Source organism: Microbacterium sp. cf046 (genome assembly GCF_900114345.1).
GTDB lineage: Bacteria > Actinomycetota > Actinomycetes > Actinomycetales > Microbacteriaceae > Microbacterium.
Map to the genome: position 1 here is coordinate 1,299,661 of NZ_FOZJ01000002.1, position 19,467 is coordinate 1,319,127.

At 71.0% G+C, this 19,467-nt stretch carries 22 protein-coding genes; 13 read left to right on the plus strand and 9 right to left on the minus strand.

All coding sequences use genetic code 11. From position 1 onward, the window contains the following. The first annotated feature begins 40 nt into the window (after positions 1 to 40). The 3 genes from BM349_RS12430 to BM349_RS12440 all read left to right on the plus strand — a co-directional run bounded on the left by BM349_RS12430 (position 41) and on the right by BM349_RS12440 (position 3,435). Positions 41 to 844, plus strand: a complete 804-nt coding sequence (locus tag BM349_RS12430) for an ATP-binding cassette domain-containing protein (RefSeq protein WP_091707126.1) — start codon at positions 41 to 43, stop codon at positions 842 to 844. After that, on the plus strand, positions 841 to 2,106 hold the full coding sequence (locus BM349_RS12435) for a sugar ABC transporter permease (protein WP_091707127.1): 1,266 nt from the start codon (positions 841 to 843) through the stop codon (positions 2,104 to 2,106). Before BM349_RS12430 ends, BM349_RS12435 begins: the two co-directional genes overlap by 4 nt. Positions 2,107 to 2,280: 174 nt before the next feature. Continuing rightward, positions 2,281 to 3,435, plus strand: coding sequence for a class I SAM-dependent methyltransferase (locus BM349_RS12440; RefSeq protein WP_091707128.1), 1,155 nt, complete (start codon positions 2,281 to 2,283; stop codon positions 3,433 to 3,435). Here the strand turns inward: BM349_RS12440 and BM349_RS12445 are convergent. From BM349_RS12445 to BM349_RS12465, 5 genes are all read right to left on the minus strand, one after another. Next, positions 3,407 to 4,138, minus strand: a complete 732-nt coding sequence (locus tag BM349_RS12445) for an NAD-dependent deacylase (RefSeq protein ID WP_091707129.1) — start codon at positions 4,136 to 4,138, stop codon at positions 3,407 to 3,409. The genes BM349_RS12440 and BM349_RS12445 overlap by 29 nt on opposite strands. Further along, on the minus strand, positions 4,135 to 5,658 hold the full coding sequence (locus tag BM349_RS12450) for an ATP-dependent DNA ligase (RefSeq protein ID WP_091707130.1): 1,524 nt from the start codon (positions 5,656 to 5,658) through the stop codon (positions 4,135 to 4,137). Before BM349_RS12450 ends, BM349_RS12445 begins: the two co-directional genes overlap by 4 nt. Positions 5,659 to 5,748: 90 nt before the next feature. Next, a complete protein-coding gene (locus BM349_RS12455) occupies positions 5,749 to 6,369 on the minus strand; it encodes a hypothetical protein (protein WP_091707131.1) in 621 nt (206 codons plus the stop codon). Continuing rightward, positions 6,359 to 6,772, minus strand: a complete 414-nt coding sequence (locus BM349_RS12460) for a DoxX family protein (protein ID WP_091707132.1) — start codon at positions 6,770 to 6,772, stop codon at positions 6,359 to 6,361. Before BM349_RS12460 ends, BM349_RS12455 begins: the two co-directional genes overlap by 11 nt. A 10-nt stretch (positions 6,773 to 6,782) precedes the next feature. Continuing rightward, positions 6,783 to 7,103, minus strand: coding sequence for a DUF1330 domain-containing protein (locus BM349_RS12465; RefSeq protein ID WP_091707133.1), 321 nt, complete (start codon positions 7,101 to 7,103; stop codon positions 6,783 to 6,785). Positions 7,104 to 7,166: 63 nt separating this feature from the next. On the opposite strand from BM349_RS12465, the gene BM349_RS12470 reads away from it, so the two are divergent. From BM349_RS12470 to BM349_RS12485, 4 genes are read left to right on the plus strand one after another with little or no spacing between them, the layout of a single operon-like run. Continuing rightward, positions 7,167 to 8,255 carry a ThiF family adenylyltransferase gene (locus BM349_RS12470; protein WP_091707134.1) on the plus strand — a complete coding sequence of 363 codons (1,089 nt, stop codon included), beginning with the start codon at positions 7,167 to 7,169 and terminating at the stop codon, positions 8,253 to 8,255. Between the two features lie 19 nt (positions 8,256 to 8,274). After that, positions 8,275 to 9,465 carry a molybdopterin molybdotransferase MoeA gene (gene glp / locus BM349_RS12475; protein WP_091707135.1) on the plus strand — a complete coding sequence of 397 codons (1,191 nt, stop codon included), beginning with the start codon at positions 8,275 to 8,277 and terminating at the stop codon, positions 9,463 to 9,465. After that, positions 9,462 to 10,454 (plus strand): bifunctional molybdenum cofactor biosynthesis protein MoaC/MoaB, encoded by a 993-nt coding sequence (gene moaCB / locus BM349_RS12480; RefSeq protein ID WP_091707136.1) that lies wholly within the window; start codon positions 9,462 to 9,464, stop codon positions 10,452 to 10,454. Before glp ends, moaCB begins: the two co-directional genes overlap by 4 nt. Further along, on the plus strand, positions 10,447 to 10,863 hold the full coding sequence (locus tag BM349_RS12485; protein WP_091707137.1) for a molybdenum cofactor biosynthesis protein MoaE: 417 nt from the start codon (positions 10,447 to 10,449) through the stop codon (positions 10,861 to 10,863). The genes moaCB and BM349_RS12485 overlap by 8 nt, the downstream gene beginning before the upstream one ends. Before the next feature lie 6 nt (positions 10,864 to 10,869). Here the strand turns inward: BM349_RS12485 and BM349_RS12490 are convergent, their stop codons facing one another. Together BM349_RS12490 and moaA are read right to left on the minus strand one after the other, a co-directional pair. Further along, positions 10,870 to 11,115: a MoaD/ThiS family protein gene (locus BM349_RS12490; protein ID WP_091707138.1), complete on the minus strand. Its 246-nt coding sequence runs from the start codon at positions 11,113 to 11,115 to the stop codon at positions 10,870 to 10,872. Next, positions 11,108 to 12,175: a GTP 3',8-cyclase MoaA gene (gene moaA, locus BM349_RS12495; protein ID WP_091707139.1), complete on the minus strand. Its 1,068-nt coding sequence runs from the start codon at positions 12,173 to 12,175 to the stop codon at positions 11,108 to 11,110. Before moaA ends, BM349_RS12490 begins: the two co-directional genes overlap by 8 nt. Positions 12,176 to 12,336: 161 nt before the next feature. On the opposite strand from moaA, the gene BM349_RS12500 reads away from it, so the two are divergent. The 6 genes from BM349_RS12500 to BM349_RS12525 all read left to right on the plus strand — a co-directional run bounded on the left by BM349_RS12500 (position 12,337) and on the right by BM349_RS12525 (position 15,687). Then, on the plus strand, positions 12,337 to 12,927 hold the full coding sequence (locus BM349_RS12500) for a molybdopterin-dependent oxidoreductase (RefSeq protein WP_091707140.1): 591 nt from the start codon (positions 12,337 to 12,339) through the stop codon (positions 12,925 to 12,927). 59 nt (positions 12,928 to 12,986) lie between these two features. Continuing rightward, positions 12,987 to 13,706 carry an FAD-binding oxidoreductase gene (locus tag BM349_RS12505; RefSeq protein ID WP_091707294.1) on the plus strand — a complete coding sequence of 240 codons (720 nt, stop codon included), beginning with the start codon at positions 12,987 to 12,989 and terminating at the stop codon, positions 13,704 to 13,706. Further along, the gene (locus BM349_RS12510; RefSeq protein WP_091707141.1) at positions 13,706 to 13,963 is read left to right on the plus strand and encodes a DUF6510 family protein; all 258 of its coding nucleotides are present in this window, start codon (positions 13,706 to 13,708) and stop codon (positions 13,961 to 13,963) included. The genes BM349_RS12505 and BM349_RS12510 overlap by 1 nt, the downstream gene beginning before the upstream one ends. Next, a complete protein-coding gene (locus tag BM349_RS12515) occupies positions 13,960 to 14,430 on the plus strand; it encodes a heme-binding protein (RefSeq protein WP_254773852.1) in 471 nt (156 codons plus the stop codon). Before BM349_RS12510 ends, BM349_RS12515 begins: the two co-directional genes overlap by 4 nt. Before the next feature lie 86 nt (positions 14,431 to 14,516). After that, complete coding sequence (locus BM349_RS12520; protein ID WP_091707143.1) at positions 14,517 to 14,888, plus strand: VOC family protein; 372 nt, start codon at positions 14,517 to 14,519, stop codon at positions 14,886 to 14,888. A gap of 55 nt (positions 14,889 to 14,943) precedes the next feature. Next, positions 14,944 to 15,687 carry an EI24 domain-containing protein gene (locus tag BM349_RS12525; protein ID WP_091707144.1) on the plus strand — a complete coding sequence of 248 codons (744 nt, stop codon included), beginning with the start codon at positions 14,944 to 14,946 and terminating at the stop codon, positions 15,685 to 15,687. A 58-nt stretch (positions 15,688 to 15,745) separates the two neighbouring features. Here BM349_RS12525 and BM349_RS12530 read toward each other — a convergent pair whose 3' ends face one another. Next, positions 15,746 to 18,298, minus strand: a complete 2,553-nt coding sequence (locus BM349_RS12530) for an ATP-dependent Clp protease ATP-binding subunit (protein WP_091707145.1) — start codon at positions 18,296 to 18,298, stop codon at positions 15,746 to 15,748. A gap of 122 nt (positions 18,299 to 18,420) precedes the next feature. Next, the gene (locus tag BM349_RS12535; RefSeq protein ID WP_217645664.1) at positions 18,421 to 19,449 is read right to left on the minus strand and encodes an NAD(P)-dependent alcohol dehydrogenase; all 1,029 of its coding nucleotides are present in this window, start codon (positions 19,447 to 19,449) and stop codon (positions 18,421 to 18,423) included. Positions 19,450 to 19,467 lie beyond the last annotated feature (18 nt).

The window sequence follows — 19,467 nt, forward strand, 5'->3', positions numbered from 1 at the left end:
TCCTCGACGTGTACCCACACCGAATCGCAAGGAAGCGAGCATGTCAGACACGATCACTGCGCAAGAGCCGATCATCCAACTGGTCGGCGTGAAGAAGTCGTTCGGTCCGGTGAGCGTCCTGAAAGGGGTCGACCTCAAGGTCTACCCCGGCAAGGTCACTGCCCTGGTCGGCGACAACGGCGCCGGAAAGTCGACCCTGATCAAGGGTCTCGCCGGCGTCCAGCCCTACGACGAGGGCGAAGTCCTCATCGACGGTGTCCACCGGGACCTGCATGCTCCGCGCGATGCCGCCAACCTCGGCATCGAGGTCGTGTACCAGGACCTCGCCCTGTGCGACAACCTCGACATCGTGCAGAACATGTTCCTCGGTCGCGAGGAGCTCACGTTCGGCACCTTCGACGAGGGCCGCATGGAGAAGGACGCGTCCGACACGCTGCGCGGCCTGTCCGTTCGCACGGTCAAGTCCGTGCGCCAGAAGGTCTCATCCCTCTCCGGTGGCCAGCGCCAGACCGTCGCGATCGCCCGCGCCGTGCTGAAGAAGGCGCGCGTCGTGATCCTCGACGAGCCGACCGCCGCCCTCGGCGTCGCGCAGACCGAGCAGGTGCTCAACCTCGTGAAGCGCCTGTCCGAGCAGGGTGTCGCGGTGATCATCATCAGCCACAACCTGGCCGACGTCTTCGAGGTCGCGGATGACATCGCGGTGCTGTATCTCGGGCAGATGGTCGCCCAGATCAATGTCGCCGAGACCACACGCGACGACGTGGTCGGCTACATCACCGGGACCAAGACGCTGGGCGTCGAGCTCATCGGCACCACCAACATCGCCACGGGAGGCGCAGAGTGAGCGGCACGACAACCGAAGCGGCGCCGAGCCCGGTCGCGAGCGACCTGATCGGCAGCGGCGTCGAAGGCGGCCTGACCGACCAGATCAAGGCATGGTGGCAGCGCGTCCGCGGCGGCGACATGGGCGCCCTGCCCGCTGTCGGCGGCCTGATCGTCCTCAGCCTGCTGTTCACGGTCCTGAGTCCGTTCTTCCTCACCGAGCGCAACTTCGCGAACCTGCTGAACCAGGCCGCCCCGCTCGTCGTGCTCGGCATGGCGCTGGTGTTCGTCCTGCTGCTGGGCGAGATCGACCTCTCCGCCGGCGTCACGGGCGGCGTCGGCATGGCGCTGTTCGTCGTCCTCAACGCGCAGTTCGGCATTCCCTGGCCGCTCGCCCTGCTCCTCGGCTTCGGGTTCGGCTTCCTCACCGGTGCGCTCATCGGTTTCTTCGTGGCGAGGGTCGGCATCCCGTCGTTCGTCGTCACGTTGGGCCTGTTCCTGGGTTACCAGGGCCTCGCGCTCGTCGTCATCGGCCCGGGCGGACTGTTCCGCATCGAGGTCCCGGAGCTGATCGCGCTGCAGAACGGCAACCTGCCGGTCTGGGGCGGCTGGGCCATGCTCCTGATCATCCTGGCCATCTCGGCGGGCACCTCGTTCTACGACCGGGCGCGCCGGACGAAAGCGGGTGTGCCCAACCGCGCCATCTCGCTCGTCTGGATCAAGCTCGGGGTCATCGCCGTCCTCGGTGGCGCATTCGTGTTCGTGCTCAACCAGAACCGCGGACAGTCGGTCAACGAGGTGGCCGGCGTCCCGATCATCGTGCCCATCGTGCTTCTGATCCTGTGGATCGGCACCTTCGTGCTGGACCGCACGAAGTTCGGACGCTACGTCTACGCGATCGGCGGCAACGCAGAGGCCGCTCGCCGCTCCGGTGTGAAGGTGCGCTGGATCAAGTGGTGGGCGTTCGTGATCTGCTCCTCGCTCGCAGTCGCCGCGATGCTGTTCAGCGTCTCGCGCGTCGGCTCGGTCGATGCCACGGTCGGTCGCGACATCGTGCTGAGCGGCGTGGCCGCCGCTGTCGTCGGTGGTGTCAGCCTCTTCGGCGGACGCGGACGGCTCATGAACGCGGCGATCGGCGCCCTCGTGATCGCGGTGATCACGAACGGGCTCGGCCTGCTCAACCTGCCCGCAGGCTTCAACCTGATGGTCACCGGCGCCGTGCTGATCCTCGCGGCGACCGTCGACGCCCTCTCGCGGCTCAGGTCGGGTGGAGCGCGGGTCTAGCGACACGCGCCTGACAGAACGCCGGGGCCGAGTTTCGGTCCCGGCGTTCTGCGTGCGCCCGGGAGTGCATTGAACTTCCGGCTCACACACCCCTGAGCGCTGAGGTATGTGAGCCGGAAGTTCAATAGCGCTCCTGATGCGCCTTTCCGACCAGCCCTGCGCGAGACTGTCCAGGTGCCGCCACCCCCCTACTCGCCCGATGCGCTCCGCCGCCGTCCCGATGTCGAAGGCCCCGACCTGCTGGCTTCGGATGCCGCCGACCGCCTGATCCTCGACGAATCCGCCGCCGCACGGGACACCGCGGCGGACGGCATGATCGTCGTGATCGGCGACGAGTACGGCGCCCTGACGCTCGGGGCAGCGGATGCCGGTGCCACCGGCATCCGCGTCCACCAGGACTCCCTGGCCGGAGAGCGCGCGCTCGCCGCGAATGCGGAGGCCGCCGAACTCGGGGGTGCATTCCGCTCCCTGCCACTCGATGCGACCCTCGTCGCGGGCGCGACGGTGATCCTGGTGCGCCTTCCGAGAGCCCTCGACGCCCTCGATGACATCGCGGGCCTCATCGCCGCGCACGCCGACCCCGGCGTGACCGTGTTCGCGGGCGGCCGGATCAAGCACATGACCCTCGCCATGAATGAAGTCCTGCGTCGACGCTTCGCGACCGTGGACGTCTCGCACGCGCGCCAGAAGTCCCGGGTGCTCATCGCGCGCGGGCCGCACGACGGCGCGGATCCGCGGCCCCGCACCGCGCTGCACGCGGCTCCCGGCCTCGACGCCCCGATCACGATCTGCGCGCTCGGCGGCGCGTTCGCGGGAACGGGCATCGACATCGGCACCAGGTTCCTGCTCGACCAGCTCGCGACCGCGGGCGCCGACGAACTCGACGGTCGCAGCGGTGATGTCATCGACCTCGCCTGCGGGACCGGAGTCATCGCGACCTGGCTGGCGCTGCGGCAGCCCGCACTGCACGTCCTCGCGAGCGATCGATCAGCAGCCGCGGTCACCTCCGCGCAGGCCACGGTCGCAGCCAACGGCGTCGCCGAACGCGTCCGGGTCGTCCGCGCGCTTGGCCTCGAGTCCCGACCGGACGCCAGCGCGAGACTCATCGCGCTCAATCCCCCGTTCCACGCCGGCACCGCCGTCCCGATGACGGGAGTCGCGGACCCGCTGTTCGCCGACGCCGGTCGTGTCCTCGCCCCCGGCGGCGAGCTGTGGGCGGTGTGGAACTCGTCGCTTCAGTACCGAGCAGCCCTGGACCGGCTGGTCGGGCCGACCCGCCAGATCGCGCGCAACGCGAAGTTCACCGTGACGGTGTCCACCCGCCGCTGAGCACTTCGTCGACCCAGATCGGGACGATCTCGCTCGCCCGACCGGCACGAGCGTCATCGAAGGGCACGACGGCGTCGCTGGGCTCGAGGTTGAGCTCCACGGTCCGCGCGCGGAACGCCGCGGCCAGCGCGACGTACCCCGCAGCCGGATAGACCGCGCCCGACGTGCCGATCGAGACGAACACGTCGCATGCGACGACGGCGTTCTCGATCCGGTCGAGGTCGTACGGCAGCTCCCCGAACCAGACCACGTCGGGGCGCAGCATCCGTTCGCCGCATTCGGGGCAACGTGGTCGATCCTCCAGATCGCCCTCCCACTCCGGGCGGGCTCCGCAGGAGACGCAGAGTGCCCGCCGCAGCTCGCCGTGCATGTGCACCAGATTGCGACTGCCCGCCCGCTCGTGGAGGTCGTCGACGTTCTGGGTCACCACGAGCAGGTGATCGCCCAGCGCCCCCTCCAGCCGCGCGAGCGCGCGGTGCGCGGCGTTCGGGACGGCGGATGCCGCACCACGTCGGCGGTCGTCGTAGAAGCGGAGCACGGCGACCGGGTCGCGTTCGTATCCCTCCGGCGTCGCGACGTCCTCCACCCTGTGGCCCTCCCAGAGGCCGCCGGCGTCGCGGAAGGTCGGCACGCCGCTGTCGGCCGAGATCCCGGCGCCGGTCAGCACGACGACACGCGGAAATGCGGGTGGGGCTCCGGTCACCGCAGCAGCTCCCGCAGGCTCTGGATCGTATCGGCCTCGTCGGGTCGCTTGTCCGGCCGATAGCCCTTCACGCGCGCGAAGCGCAACGCGACGCCGCCGGGATACCTCGTGGACCGCTGCACCCCGTCGATCGCGATCTCCACGACGGTGACGGGTCTCACGTGCACGGCGTAGTCGCTGCGGCCGGTCTGGATCGACGGGAAGTACTCGGTCTGCCAGCGCAGCAGCTCGTCGGTGAGCCCCTTGAAGGTCTTGCCCACCATCACGAACCCTCCGGGCGGACCGTAGTCGCCGGCAGCATCGAGGGCGCCGAGATGCAGGTTCGACAGCTGGCCGGTCCGCCTGCCCGATCCCCATTCGACGGCCAGCACGACCAGGTCGTAGGTGAGCACGGGCTTGACCTTGATCCAGCTCTTGCCGCGCCTGCCGGCGGCGTAGGCGGAGTCGATGCCCTTGACGACGACGCCTTCGTGGCCGGCTGCGAGCGCGTCGCGCGAGACCTGGTCGGCGGCGACCGGGTCGGCGGTGACCACTCCCGGAATCCGCCAGTCGGATGCGATCCGCTCGAGCTCCTGGAGCCGAACCCCGAGGGGCTCGTCGATCAGATCACGACCGTCGATGTGCAGCACATCGAAGAACCAGGGCCGCAGCGCCGTGCTGCTGATCGTCTCGGAGCCGAACCGTGCCATCGTGTCCTGGAAGGGTCGCGGGGCCCCGTCGGCGTCGAGCGAGAGGGTCTCGCCGTCGAGGATCACGTCGCGCACGGGCAGGCTGCGCACCACCTCGACGATCTCCGGCACCCGATGCGTGATGTCGGCGAGATTGCGCGTGAACACCTGCACCTCCTCGCCGGCGCGATGCACCTGGATGCGCGCGCCGTCGAGCTTGAACTCGACGGATGCCGGACCCGCGACCGTCGCGACGGCCTCGGCGACCGAGCCTGCGGTGGAGGCGAGCATCGGCATGACGGGACGGCCGACGAGCAGTCCCACCGCGGCGAGCTCGCCGTCCGCGCCGGCGAGCGCGATCCGCGCGGTCTCGCCGAGGTCGCCGGAGAGCATCGCGGCACGGCGCACGGTCGTCGCGGGCTGCCCGGATGCCCGGGTCACCGCGTCGACGAGGACGCCCTCGAGCGCGCCAGTGCGCAGCTCGCCGAGGATGACCCGGGAGATGAAGTCCCACTCCGGCGCCGTCGCCCGGACGGCGAGGCCGTCGAGCTCCGCGCGACGCGTGCCGACCGAGCCCGCTCCGGATGCCGCGGCCAGACGCTCGAGCGCGGTGTCGAGATCGAGCACCGTGAGCGTCGGCTGCGCCGAGTGGTCGGCATCCATCGCCGCGACCCCCCGCCACCCGACCCCGAGCCGTCCCTGGCGCGGCTTCGCGACCAGGAACCCGACCGCGGGCACGATCTCCTCCGGAGCAAGCCGGCTCAGCAGCGTCGCGAGGGCATCGATCTTCGCGAGCCTCGATGATGTCGCAGCCACCGTCTCGGTCGTGGTCACGAGCTCGTGCAGCAGCATCCCCGAATTCTCCCACCCGCCCGCGACATGCAAGCCGTCATGAAGACGCGGGCGATGCGATCGCGCCGCGCGTCGTCGCCACGCGCCCGGTCAGCGCTTCGTCCGCGGCGCGACGTGCGAGAGGGCGCGCGCCCACACGTCGGTGAGCGACAGCTCGGCCACGCCGGGGACCATCTCCACCCGAGCGGAGGGCAGCTGAGTCCGATACCAGTTCGCGGCGGCGTTCGCGGCTGCCTCCTCGCGCTGTCCGTTCATGATGAGGGCCTTCGCGCTCACCGCGGAGATGAGGATGCCGAGGTCGTCCCGGTCCAGCGGCTGCTCGGGTTCGGCGACGGCGACGAGTGCGATCCGGTCGATCGTGTCGCCGAGCGAGGCCGCCGCGCGAAGCGCGACATCGACCGCCTCGCGATAGATGATCAGGCCTGCTGCGGGCGGGCCGGCCGCAGTGAACTGCGGGGCGGCGAGCTCACCGCGGATCAGCTCCACGAGCCACGCCGAGGTCTGCTCCGCCGGAGTCTCGCTGCCGAACGTGCCGGGATCCGCGATCGCTGCACCGTCCAGCGACACGGCGAGCACGCAGATGCTGCGCGCGGCGGTCTCGGCGGGTGCCGGGTCGGTGGCGACCGCGATCCCGGTGCCGACGAGGACGACCAGGCGCGCCGCGCCCGGCGATCCGTAGACGCGATGGGTCAGCCGCGTGTCACCGTCCACGAGTGCTCCACAGCGCCCAGACGACCAGCGGCGGCTGCAGCAGCAGCCGCACGAAGCGCGCACGGTCGGTGCGCATCAGCGGCGCGGACCTGCCGGTCTGCCACTGGTGCACGTTGCCGGGGAAGACCGCGATGAAGAACGCGGCGACCAGCCGGCCCACGCTGCGCCGCTGCGTCGGCAGCGCGACGAGCCCGACGGCGAGCACCAGCTCGACCGCACCGGATGCCAGGACGATCGCGTCCTTGTCGAGCCTGGTCAGTCGCGTCGCCCAGTCCGGCACGACGATGCGGTATCCGCGCCGACCCCAGGTGACGTGCGATGCCCCCGCGACGGCGAGCAGGGCGGCGAGCGCCCAGCGTGCGACGCCTCGACCCGTCGCGAAGCGGGCGGACGGCGCGGTCATGGGTTCGACGCTACCCCGTCTGGTCGAGGGTCGGCCGGCTCACCGCGAACAGCTCCGTGCGGGCCAAGACCCGGTCACGCTCACCGAGGAGCGCGGTGCGGCGAGGGTCGGCCATGTATGCGTCGAGCGCGGCCCGGTCGGGGAACCGCAGCAGCTGGACCTCGACCGGCTGGTCGTCCGCCCCGTCGCCGAACGCGCGCTGCAGCACGGTCGCGCCGTGATCGGGGAACAGCGCGAGGACGGCATCCTCGTACGCGTGCAGCTCCGCGATGCGGTCGGGCGTCGCCCACAGCAGGCAGCAGAAGGTCAGTTCGTCGGCGGAATCGGGCACTCCAGGACTGTAGCGCGGGTGAGCGGCCGGGCCGGGAGCCCGAAACGATGGGAGAATCGCGAGATGACCACTCCCCCGGATCCGAGCGCCGCGCGGTACGCGCGCCAGCGGATCCTGCCCGGTTTCGGCGAGGCTGCGCAACGGCGGCTCGCCGGTGCGCACGCCGTCGTGATCGGCGCCGGCGGTCTCGGGAGCGCAGTGCTGCCGATCCTCGCCGCGGCCGGTGTCGGCACGATCACCGTGGTCGACGACGACCTGGTCGATCAGACGAACCTGCACCGCCAGATCCTGCACGGTGCGACCGATGTCGGCCGCCCGAAGGTCGACTCGGCGGCGGATGCGGTACGCGCCCAGTCGCCGGAGACGACCGTGATCGGCCACCGTGGCCTGTTCACCGCGGCCACCGCCGGTCGGCTGCTCGCCGGTGCGGACATCCTGATCGACGGCTCCGACACCAACGAGACCCGCTTCGCGGCGAACGACGCCGCCGTCGCCGCAGGCATCCCCCTCGTCTGGGGGTCGGCCCTGCGCTGGTCGGGGCAGGTGGGCATCGCCTGGGGCGGCACCGACTACCGTGACCTCTTCCCGGACGGACCCGACTCCGAAGCCGACACGTGCGAGGTCGCCGGCATCCTGCCGACCGTGTGCACGGTCATCGGCGGACTCATGGCGACGGAGGCGATCAAGCTGCTCACCGGGATCGGAGAGCCCTTGGTCGGGCGGGTCATCCTGTTCGACGCCCTGACCGGGACGACACGCGAGCTGCGGTACGAGCGTGATCCGGCGAGGGATGCGGCGCCCCTCGTGCCTCCGCCCGCCCGGGCGCCGGCATCCGATCGCTCGATCACGGCGCGTGAACTCTCGGCTCTGCTGAGCGAGCCGATTCCGCCGGTGCTGCTCGACGTCCGCGAGCCTCACGAGGTCGCCGCCGCGGCGCTGCCCGGCGCGATCGTGATCCCGCTCGGCGAGCTCGATGCGCGCATCGGCGAACTCGACCCCGCCGCACCGACGATCGTGTTCTGCCACCTCGGCGTCCGTTCGGAGACCGCCCTGCAGCGCCTCGAGGCTGCCGGCTTCGCCCGCGCCCGCCATCTCGCCGGCGGCATCGACGCCTGGTCGCGCACCGTCGACCCTTCCCTGCCCCGTTACTGAACGACGCGAAACCAGAGCCATGCAACGCATCCCGGTCGAGGACTACGCCGCCGTCATCCGCGAGCTCCTCGCATCGGTGACCGATCGGCCGGTCGAGATCGTCCCGATCGCGCTCGCGGCGGATCGGGTGACCTCGGCGGAGGTGCGGAGTCCGATCGACCTCCCGACGTTCCGCAATTCGCAGATGGACGGCTACGCGGTCCGCAGTGCCGACCTCGATCGCATCCCCGCCGTCCTTCCTCTGCTCGGTGAGATCGCGGCCGGCGCGGCCGATCCCGCAGCGCTGCCCGCCGGCTCGGCGATCGCGATCATGACCGGTGCACCAGTGCCCCCCGGGGCCGACACCGTCATCCCGATCGAGGACACCCGCCTCGTCGACGGCGGGGTCGAGGTCCTTCGACGACGGGATGCCGGCGACTACGTCCGCGAGGCGGGATCGGACGTGCTCGCCGGGGCGGTGCTGCTGCCGGCCGGCCGGCGCCTCGCATCGCGGCACCTGGCGGCTCTGGCCGCGGCGAACCTGATGGAGGTCGCGGTCCGATCGCGCGTGCGGGTCGCGGTCGTCAGCACAGGCAACGAGCTCGTCCCACCGGGTGCTCCCCTCGCGCATGGAAGCCTTCCCGATGCGAACGGCATCGCCCTCGCGGCTGCGGCGACCGCGGTGGGCGCCGAGGTGGTCGATCTGCAGCTCGCCGGCGACGATCCGGTACGGCTCGGGGCGACTCTCGATCGGGCGATCGCGGCGGGCGCGGAACTGGTGCTCACGAGCGGCGGCATCTCGATGGGCGCGCACGAACCGGTTCGCCAGCTGCTCGAACCGCTCGGGGCGATCGTCGGCACTGTCGACATGCAGCCGGGCGGTCCGCAGGCGCACGCGCGCTATCACGGCGTGCCGGTCGTCTGCTTCCCGGGCAATCCGGTCAGCAGCCAACTGAGCTTCGCCCTGTTCGTGGCGCCGCTGCTGCGCGAGATCGCCGGCCTGCCCGAGCACCGTCGCATCGTCCGTGCGCTGGCGACCCCGTTGGAGTCGATCGCCGGACGCCGTCAGTTCCTCCGCGCCAGGGTGACTGCGGACGGGGAGGTCGAGACCGTCGCCGGTCCCGGGTCGCATCTGGTCGCCGCGCTGGCCGCCGCCGATGTGCTGATCGACGTCCCGGCGGAGGTCACCGCGCTCCCGGCCGGCGCGTCGGTGGATACCGTTGACCTATGAGCTCGCTCACGCACCTGGACGATGACGGCCGCGCACGCATGATCGACGTGGGCGCCAAGCCGATCACGCGCCGTGTCGCCCACGCCGCCGGCCGGCTGTCGACGACCGCCGAAGTAATCGCACTGGTCCGCGCCGACGGCCTGCCGAAGGCCGACGTGCTCGCCACCGCGCGCATCGCGGGCATCTCGGGAGCCAAGCGCACGAGCGAGCTGATCCCGCTCGCGCACATCCTGCCGCTCGATTCCGTCACGATCGACTTCGGCTTCGACGGCGACGCGGTCCTCATCGAGGCGACGGTCTCGGTCACCGCGCGCACGGGGGTTGAGATGGAGGCGCTCACCGCGGTCGCGATCGCGGGGCTCACCCTCCACGACATGATCAAGGCCGTGGATCCTCGGGCGGTGCTCGGCGAGATCCGCCTGCTCGAGAAGTCGGGCGGCAAGCACGGCGAGTGGACGCGGGACGCGGTCGCTCCGGATGCCGAAGGGCGGCATCCATCTGTCTCCCTGCTCGGCGCCGGTCGCTCTGCAGCCGTGCTGGTCTCCTCGACCGCGGCGGCGGCCGGAACCCGTGCCGACACGACCGGGCCGCTGATCGTCGAGTGGCTCCGGGAGCGCGGGTTCGCGGTCGACGACGCGATCGTGACGGCCGACCTCGACGCGGCGGCGGCGCTGCGGAGCATCGTGGCTGCCGCGCCCGAAGTCGTGCTGACGACCGGGGGCACCGGACTGCATCCGCAGGATCGCACGCCCGAGGCCACGAGGGCGGTGCTCGATTTCGAGCTGCCCGGCATCGCCGAGGCGATTCGCGCGGCGGGCAGGGCGGCGGTGCCGACGGCCTCGCTGAGTCGTGCGGTCGCCGGCATGGCGGGTGCGACGCTCGTCGTCAACCTGCCCGGATCGTCCGGCGGCGTGCGCGACGGGCTCGCCGTCCTCGAGCCGCTGCTCGGGCATGTGCTCGACCAGGTCGCCGGCGGCGGTCATGGCTGACCGGTATCTGGCGCTCGTCACGGCGGAGCCGATCGACCGCGCCGCGGCGGAGGCGTTCGTCACCACGCGATCGGACGGTGCGCTCGTCGTCTTCGAGGGCGTCGTTCGCGATCACGATCACGGCGCATCCGTGCACGCCCTGGACTACGAGGCCCATCCCGACGCGCCGCGGTTCCTGGCCGAGGTGTGCGCCGAGATCGCGGACTCCTCCGGCCTGCGCGTCGCGGCGATCCATCGCGTCGGAGCGCTGGCGATCGGCGATGTCGCGCTCGTCGCCGCCGTCGCCGCGCCGCACCGGGCCGAGGCCTTCGCGGTGTGCGCGCAGCTCGTCGACCTGGTCAAGGAGCGCACGCCGATCTGGAAGCGCCAGCACCTCGCCGAGGGCACCACGGAGTGGGTCGGCCTGTAGCCCGGCTCAGCCGCCGGAGAACCGGGGCAGGACGTCGGCCGCCGCGCCGAGGGGGCGCTCGCGGTCCCGGCTCACGACGCCGTCGATCAGGATCGAGCCGGTGCGCAGCACGCGCTCCATCGCTTCGCCGTACTGCGACTCGAGGGCGTCGCGCAGATCGCCGACCGTGCCCCCTGACACCACGACGGTCTCGTCGGCTCGGCCCGCGGCATCCGCGGCGGCCGCGAAGTACCGCACGCGCACCTCAACCACCGATCGCGCCCATCGACCGCTCGGGCGGAGTGAAGCCCGGGTCGGAGATGCCGTGCCCCGCCTGCTTCCCCCACATCGCGGCCCGCCAGCGATCGGCGATCTCGGCGTCGGTCGCGCCGCCGCGCAGGAGCGCGCGCAGATCGGTCTCGTCGTCGCCGAACAGGCACGAGCGCACGGTGCCTTCAGCCGTGATGCGGGTGCGATCGCAGGCGGAGCAGAATGAGCGGGTCACCGACGCGATGATGCCGACGGTCGCAGGTCCTCCGTCGACGAGCCACTCCTCGGCAGGGGCGGATGGGTCGTCGCGGCCCGCTTCGACGAGCGTGAACCTGCGCGACAGCACCTCGACGAGCTCGGCGGCCGGAACCATGTTCGCCCGCCGCCACGCGGCATCGGCATCCAGCGGCATCTCCTCGATGAACCGCAGCCGCAGTCCGCGCTCGATCGCCCACGCGAGCAGCGCGGGCGCGTCCTCGAGGGTCTCGCGCATGAGCACGGCGTTGAGCTTCGTGGGGCCGAGGCCGGCGCGCACGGCTCCGTCGATGCCGGCCAGCACGGCCGGGAGGCGGTCGCGACGGGTCAGCCGCGCGAAGTGCTCGCGGTCGATCGTGTCGAGCGAGACGTTCACGCGCCCGAGCCCCGCGGCCGCGAGGCGCTCCGCGACCTTGTCGAGCCCGATGCCGTTCGTGGTCATCGACATCGGCATCCCGGGCGCTGCTGCAGCGGACAGCGCGACGATCTCCACGAGATCGGCGCGGGTCAGCGGCTCGCCGCCAGTGAAACGCACTTCCCGGATGCCGAGCTCGCTGCCCGCGATCCCGACCAGGCGCGCGATCTCGACGGCCGTGAGCAGATCCGCTTTGGGGATGCTGGGGAGCCCCTCCGCCGGCATGCAGTAGGTGCAGCGCAGCGAGCACTTCTCGGTCACCGAGATCCGCAGGTCGTGCGCGACGCGGCCGAACCGGTCGACCAGTCCGGCCGTGTCGGGCCGACCCGTCGTGTCGGGGGCGCTCAAGGGATCGCGGTGGATCCGCGGCATCCCGAGCGAGAGCGTCGACATGAGTTCAGCCTATGCGCCCCGCATCCCGCCGCGGCCGCGTGCGACGGCAGTGACAGGCATGCGCAGGCGTGGCTAGGGTGAGCGAAGGGCACGCGTCTGCACGACGGGCATCTGGGGCGGGAGCCCCACAGAACACAGGGAACCGAGAAAGAGAGGGCGCCATGTCGTTCATCACACGAGGCTTCTCCGGTCGGCGCGGCGACCGCGATCCGCGGCTTCCTCCCGGTCAGACCCTCGTCGAGGACTGGCCGGTGCTGTCGGCGGGCCCGACTCCCGAGGTCGACACCGCGGACTGGGAGTTCGTCGTGCGCACCGAGAACGGCTCGCACACCTGGAGCTGGGACGAGCTGCGCGCGCTCGGCATCGAAGACATCACGACCGACATCCACTGCGTCACGCACTGGACGAAGCTCGAGATGCCGTGGCGCGGCGTTCCGCTCGACAAGATCTGGGAGAGCGTCGAGACCGAGCACGAGTTCGTGATGGCGCATTCGTACGGCGGCTACACGACGAACGTGCCGCTCGAGGACCTGCTGGACGGCAAGAGCTGGATCGCGTTCGAGGCCGACGGCGAGCCCCTCGATCCGGAGCACGGCGGGCCGGCGCGACTGCTCGTACCGCACCTGTATTTCTGGAAGAGCGCGAAGTGGGTCCGCGGTCTGGTCACGATGCCGACCGACGACCCCGGGTTCTGGGAGCAGAACGGGTATCACCTGCACGGCGACCCCTGGCAGGAGGAGCGGTACTGGTGAGCGAAGCCGGCACGCTCGCGGCAGCCCCCGCGCGGCAGCATCGTGCCGCGGCGTGGCACATTGCAAAAGTCGCCGATTCACGACCTGAGACCACGACCGCCCGGCGCATCGAGCTCGAGGTGCCCACCTGGCCGGGCAACGACGCCGGCTCGCACCTGGACGTGCGCCTGACCGCGCCCGACGGCTATCAGGCGACGCGGTCGTACTCGATCGCCTCCGCCGGCCCCGGCACGCGCGTCGTACTCGCCGTGGATGAACTGCCCGACGGCGAGGTCTCGCCGTTCCTGGTGCACGACCTGCGCGCCGGGGATCAGCTCGAACTGCACGGACCGCTGGGGGCGTTCTTCGTCTGGACGCCCCCCGCGGACGATGAGACGCCGCGGCCCGTGCAGCTCATCGCCGGCGGATCCGGCGTGGTTCCGCTGTACGCCATGGCGTCCGCGCACGCCGCCGCAGGTGACGCGACCGAATTCCGGATGCTGTACTCGGTGCGCACGCCGGACGACGTCTTCTTCAGCGACGAGCTCGCCGCGCTGGCGGCGGCGGACCCGCCCCTGCAGCTCGATTTCATCTACACGCGGAGCGTGCCCGAGGGCTGGCCGAGGTCGGCCGGCCGTCTCACGCGGGATCTTCTGGATGCCGCGGCGGTGCCGGCGGCTTCCCGCCCGCGCGTGTACGTCTGCGGCCCCACCCCGTTCGTCGAGGCCGTCGCAGGATGGCTGATCGACGCCGGCCACCGGCCCGGCGATGTGCGCACCGAGAGATTCGGAGGTTCGTGATGACGAAACTCGACGGGAACGTCCTCGCCGGGATGCTGGTCGATGTGCTCGGGTGGGATGCGACGGCTTCCGACGCACGCTGCGCGCACTGCGGCCAGCACGGTCAGATCGCGCTTGCGGTCGTCTACATGAGCTCGATGGGTGCGGTCGCCCGGTGCCCGCACTGCGACGGCGTGCTCGCGACGTTCGTCGAAGCGGAGGACGGGCGCGTATGGTTCGGGATGCCGGGAATCAGCGCACTGGAGGTCGCACGATGATGTCAGAGCTGCCGGTCTTCACCGTCGAAGACCTCGAGTCCGTTCCGCCTTTCGAGCACGCGTCCTTCGACAACGACGATGCCGTGAGCCTGGGGCTCATCGCCGTCGGGGTCATCCGCAAGCACCACGCCGATCTCGCCGTGCGGATAGTCCTGCGCGGAGAGCCGGTCTTCGTGGCGAAGCTCGGCACCACCGGTGCGGGCAACGACCCGTGGCTCGCGGGCAAGGCCGCCGTCGCCGAGCGCTTCGGTGAGCCGTCGCTGCTGGTGCGGCGCCGTCACGAGGCCGCCGGCACGGCATTCACCGACCGTTCGGACTTCGACCATCAGCTGTTCCGCGCGCACGGCGGCGCGGTGCCGATCTTCGTCCGCGGCGAGGTCGTCGGGTCTATCACCATGTCGGGTGAGCCGGACGTTGTAGATCACGCCGTCGTCGCCGAGACGATCCGGCGATACCACGAGGCATGAGCCGATTGCGGACCGGATGTGTCCGCATCCGCTCGTAGCCTGACATCAGGCGCCGGAAGGCGGCCTCCGACGAAAGGCAGGATCCCATGGACTGGAAGATCGAGCTCATCTACGTGCCGGTGACGGACGTCGACCGCGCCAAGGAGTTCTACGTGCGGATCGGCTTCAACGCCGACCACGACCAGATCCCCTTCGATGGGCTGCGCTTCGTGCAGATGACGCCGCCAGGATCGGCATGCTCGATCGCGTTCGGCTACGGCCTGGGCATCCAGCTGGAGCCCGGGCAGCAGAACACGATCCAGGTCGTCGTGCCGGATGCCGATGAGGCACTCGCCCACCTGCAGTCGGTCGGCGTCGACGCCAAGGGCGTCGATGAGCAGGCGTGGGGCCGTTTCGTGTCTTTCGACGACCCCGATGGCAACACCTGGACCCTGCAGCAGCTGCCGCCGCGCGACTGAGCCCGGTTCGCGGGGCGCTGCGCACGGCGCGGCGCCCCGCGCTTAGGCTGTGGCGATGCGCGAGTTCGTCGTGGGGGTGGGGCTGCTCGGGCGCGGATTCGCCTCCTGGCGGCGCAGGCCGGGCCTGATGGCACTCGGCCTGATCCCCGCGGCGATCGTCGGGCTCCTGCTGCTGTCGGGCATCGTCACGCTCGCGATCACCCTGCCCGGGATCACCGTGGCGGTCACCCCGTTCGCGGACGGCTGGCCGAGCCTCTGGGCGACGGTGATCCGCGCCACGATCGGCACGGCGATGGTGGGCGCGGCGCTCGTGCTCGCGGCGGTGTCGTTCACCGCCCTCACCCTGATCGTCGGCGAGCCGTTCTACGAACGGATCTGGCGGTCGGTCGAACGCGATCTGGGCGACGCCGACATCGACGCGGGCTACGGATTCTGGCGGTCGGTGCGTGACGGTCTGTTCCTCTTCGTCCGCGGCGTCGCGATCGCCGTCCTCGCGGCCTTGATCGGATTCATCCCGGTCGTCGGCGGCGTCCTCGCCACGGTCTTCGCCGTGGTGCTGACGGGCTGGCTGCTCGCCGACGAGCTCTCCTCGCGCGCGCTCACCGCGCGCGGCATCGACTACGAGGGTCGTCGGCGGCTGATGCGCAGCCATCGCGGCCGCGTGCTCGGTTTCGGGGTGGCGACGCAGCTGTGCTTCATGATCCCCTTCGGGGCCGTGGCGACGATGCCGGCGGCCGTGGCGGGCTCCACGAATCTGGCCAGGTCGCTGCTCGAGCCGCGCCGCGTCGAGGCGGGCTGAACCCGCACATGCGAGAGGCGCGCCCCCGGGGAACCGGTGGGCGCGCCTCTCGTGCGTGTCAGGCCGCGTGGGCCAGGGCATGCCCGCTTGCCACGACGACGGCATCCGCGTTCGCGTCCACCGTCACCGCGCCGCCGTCGACCAGGTCGCCGCTCACGAAGAGCTCCGCGACGCGGTCGTCGACCTCGCGCTGGATCAGTCGCCGCAGCGGACGCGCACCGTATTCGGGCTCGTAGCCGTGCTCGACGAGCCAGTCGATCGCGGCATCCGTCACCTCGATCGTGACCTCGCGACCTCGCAGACGACGCTCGGTGGCACCGAGCATGAGCCGCACGATCTGTCGCAGCTCGGGCTTGTCGAGCTTGCGGAACAGCACGATCTCGTCGATGCGGTTGAGGAACTCCGGTCGCATGGCCTCGCGCAGGCGACCCATCACCCGCACCCGCAGGTCGTCCTCACTGCCGAAGCCCGTCGCGCCGCCGCCGTCGGCGATGAAGCCGATCGCGCCGGAGCGCGACGCGAGGAACTCGCTGCCGATGTTCGAGGTCATCACGATCACGGTGTTGCGGAAGTCGACGGTGCGGCCCTGGCCGTCGGTGAGCCGGCCGTCGTCGAGCACCTGCAGCAGCAGGTTGAAGACGTCGGGGTGGGCCTTCTCGATCTCGTCGAACAGGACGATCGAGTATGGGTTGCGCCGCACACGCTCGGTGAGCTGGCCGGCCTCGTCGTAGCCGACGTACCCCGGAGGGGCGCCGACCAGGCGCGAGACGGTGTGCCGCTCGCCGAACTCGCTCATGTCGAAGCGGATGACCGCGGTCTCGTCGTCGAAGAGGCTCAGGGCGAGGGCCTTGGCCAGCTCGGTCTTGCCGACGCCGGTCGGCCCGAGGAACAGGAAGGATCCGACGGGCCGGTGGGCATCGCCCATGCCGGTGCGATTGCGACGCACGGCCTTGGCGACCGCCGTCACGGCGTCGTCCTGACCGATCACGCGCGCGTGCAGCTCGTTCTCCAGCACGGCGAGCCGCTCGCGCTCGGACTCCGTGAGCCGCTTGATCGGGATGCCGGTGGCACGGCTGATCACTGCGGCGATCTCGGGCTCGTCGACGACGGCGTCGGGCGCGGGGCGCTCGGTGGCCTCGCTGAGGCGGGCCTGTACCTCCGCGATCTGGTCGCGGATGCGCGAGGCCTCCTCGTACTTCTCCGCGCCGACGGCGGCGTTCTTGTCCGCTTCGAGCTCGCCCAGGCGAGCCATGAGCCCCGACACGTCGACCTTGACTCCGAGCCGCAGCCGCAGCCGGGCGCCGGCCTGGTCGATCAGGTCGATCGCCTTGTCGGGCAGGACGCGCTCGGACAGGTAGCGATCGCTCAGTTCGACGGCCGCGCGCAGCGCGTCATCCGTGAACGTCACGCCGTGGTGCTCCTCGTACGCCGGGCGCAGTCCGCGCAGGATCAGCACGGCATCCTCGAGGCTCGGCTCGCCGACGCGCACCGGCTGGAACCGACGCTCCAGCGCCGGATCCTTCTCGATCACGCGGTACTCCTTGAGCGTGGTCGCACCGACCAGGTGAAGGTCGCCACGCGCCAGTCGCGGCTTGAGGATGTTCCCGGCGTCCATCGCGCCCTCGCCGCCGCCTCCGGCGCCGACGACGGTGTGCACCTCGTCGATGAAGAGGATGAGCTCGCCGGCCAGCGCCGCGACCTCGTCCATCGTGCTGGTCAGGCGCTCCTCGAAGTCGCCGCGGTAGCGCGTTCCGGCGAGCATCGCAGGCAGGTCGAGCGCGATCACTCGCTTGTCGCGCAGCTGCTCGGGGACCGAGCCCGCGATGATCGCCTGGGCGAGCCCTTCGACGATCGCGGTCTTGCCGACGCCGGCCTCGCCGACCAGCACGGGGTTGTTCTTCGTGCGACGGCTCAGGATCTCGATGGTCTGCTCGATCTCGTCCTCACGTCCGACCACGGTGTCGAGCCGTCCCTCACGCGCCAACGCGGTCAGGTCCGTTCCGAACCGGTCGAGCATCGGAGTCTCGGATGCCGCCTGCTCGGGCTGCTGCTCGGTGGCGGGCACTCCACTCGGGGTGACCGTCTCGCGGGCGCCCTGCAGCAGGGCGTCGGCGGTCACACCCGCCTGTGCCAGGATCTGCCCTGCAGGCGCGTCCTGGCCGAGCACGAGTGCGAAGAACAGGTGCTCGGGGTCGACGTATGTGGAGCCCGAGGACCGGGCCACCTGGAAGGCGTGGAAGAGCGCCCGCTGCACGGATGGCGTGATCACGGCGCCCTCGACGTCGGCGGGGTCGGATGCCTGGGGAAGCCGCTGCTCGACCGCGCGAGCGATCGACGCGGGGTTTGCACCGACTCGCTCCACGGCATCCTTCGCCGGCGACTCGCCGACCAGCACCCGCAGCACGTGGAGCGCATCCAGCTCGCGCTGACCGCGCTCGAGCGCGTACGCGCCCGCCTGCTGCAGGAACTCCTGCGTCCGCAGGCTCAGGAAGCGCGTGAGATCGATCGACCGCGACGCGCGGGCGCGCTCACCATCGAGGTAGCGCGCGAGGAACTCGTCGAACGCACTCGAGCCGCTCTCCGCGTCCTGGGGGGTGAAGTCTTCGGGCATTTCTCTCCTGTACAACTTGAGTCTCAGCGTGTCAAGTTTACGAACTTGAGCACACTCGTATCAAGTTAAACCGAGAAGCTCGAAGCCTATTCCCGGGTTCGCGATCGAGTCTGCGGTCCCGCTCAGCCGTGCCTGTTCGCGATGCGGAGCACGACACTGCCCCGCTTGCGGCCGGTGTCGACGTAGCGGTGCGCGTCCACCACGTCTTCGAGGTCGTAGGTGCGATCGATCACCGGTCGGATCCGCCCGGTCTCGGCCGCGGCCGCGAGTTCGCGCATGACCTCCGCGCCGAACACGGAGCCCGTGTGGGTGACCAGCGTCCCGCTCCGGCGCGACTGCGCCCGCTCCCGGAGCATCCCCCGCAGGTCGGTGATCACCATGAGCAGCGCTCCACCGGGCTTGAGGATTCGGCGCACGCGACGGAACGGCGCATTGCCGACGCACTCGATGACGACGTCGTAACGCTCGTCTCCGGCCGCGAAGTCCTCGCGCTCGTAGTCGATCACCCGCTCGGCGCCGAGCGAGCGGACCAGCTCGGCGTTCCCGGCGCTGCACACGCCGGTCACGCGCGCCCCGGCCCCCGCAGCGAGCTGCACCACGGCGGTCCCCACAGCTCCCGACGCGCCGTTGACGAGCACCTCGACGCCGGGTCCGAGGTCGACGCGGTGAAGGAACGAGATCGCGGTGTAGCCGCCGAACACGAGGGCGGCGGCATCCTCGAACGGGATCTCCCCCGGGATCCGCACGATGCTGCGGTCAGCGGCGACCGTCGCGTACTCCGCATGGCAGCCCATCGCACTCCCCCGCATCACCATCACCCGGTCGCCGGGCGAGAACTCCGTGACGCCCGAGCCGACCGACTCGATGACGCCGGCGCCCTCCATCCCGAGGATCGGCTTGCGCGGCCGGAGCACGCCGAGCGCGACGACCGCGAGGAATCCCAGTCCTCGCGGCAGGTCCTTCGCACGGATGCGGTGGTCGGCGATGCTCACCGTCGACGCGTGCAGGCGGACGAGCACCTCACCCGCGCCCGGCACCGGCTTGGTCACACGCTCCACCGTGACCACCTCCGGCCCGCCGAACCGTCGTGCGACCGCTGCCCGCATCGTGCCGATCGTGGTGGTCGCCGCATCCATCGCGTGCTGAGTCATCGAATTCCCCTTACGCTG

Excerpts from the sequence above, each read along its gene's own strand:
- BM349_RS12430 (WP_091707126.1), top strand. The coding sequence starts at position 41 with ATGTCAGACACGATCACTGCGCAAGAGCCGATCATCCAACTGGTCGGC.
- BM349_RS12450 (WP_091707130.1), bottom strand. The coding sequence starts at position 5,658 with ATGCTGCTGCACGAGCTCGTGACCACGACCGAGACGGTGGCTGCGACA.
- BM349_RS12460 (WP_091707132.1), bottom strand. The coding sequence starts at position 6,772 with ATGACCGCGCCGTCCGCCCGCTTCGCGACGGGTCGAGGCGTCGCACGC.
- BM349_RS12470 (WP_091707134.1), top strand. The coding sequence starts at position 7,167 with ATGACCACTCCCCCGGATCCGAGCGCCGCGCGGTACGCGCGCCAGCGG.
- glp (WP_091707135.1), top strand. The coding sequence starts at position 8,275 with ATGCAACGCATCCCGGTCGAGGACTACGCCGCCGTCATCCGCGAGCTC.
- moaCB (WP_091707136.1), top strand. The coding sequence starts at position 9,462 with ATGAGCTCGCTCACGCACCTGGACGATGACGGCCGCGCACGCATGATC.
- BM349_RS12485 (WP_091707137.1), top strand. The coding sequence starts at position 10,447 with ATGGCTGACCGGTATCTGGCGCTCGTCACGGCGGAGCCGATCGACCGC.
- moaA (WP_091707139.1), bottom strand. The coding sequence starts at position 12,175 with ATGTCGACGCTCTCGCTCGGGATGCCGCGGATCCACCGCGATCCCTTG.
- BM349_RS12500 (WP_091707140.1), top strand. The coding sequence starts at position 12,337 with ATGTCGTTCATCACACGAGGCTTCTCCGGTCGGCGCGGCGACCGCGAT.
- BM349_RS12510 (WP_091707141.1), top strand. The coding sequence starts at position 13,706 with ATGACGAAACTCGACGGGAACGTCCTCGCCGGGATGCTGGTCGATGTG.
- BM349_RS12515 (WP_254773852.1), top strand. The coding sequence starts at position 13,960 with ATGATGTCAGAGCTGCCGGTCTTCACCGTCGAAGACCTCGAGTCCGTT.
- BM349_RS12520 (WP_091707143.1), top strand. The coding sequence starts at position 14,517 with ATGGACTGGAAGATCGAGCTCATCTACGTGCCGGTGACGGACGTCGAC.
- BM349_RS12525 (WP_091707144.1), top strand. The coding sequence starts at position 14,944 with ATGCGCGAGTTCGTCGTGGGGGTGGGGCTGCTCGGGCGCGGATTCGCC.
- BM349_RS12530 (WP_091707145.1), bottom strand. The coding sequence starts at position 18,298 with ATGCCCGAAGACTTCACCCCCCAGGACGCGGAGAGCGGCTCGAGTGCG.
- BM349_RS12535 (WP_217645664.1), bottom strand. The coding sequence starts at position 19,449 with ATGACTCAGCACGCGATGGATGCGGCGACCACCACGATCGGCACGATG.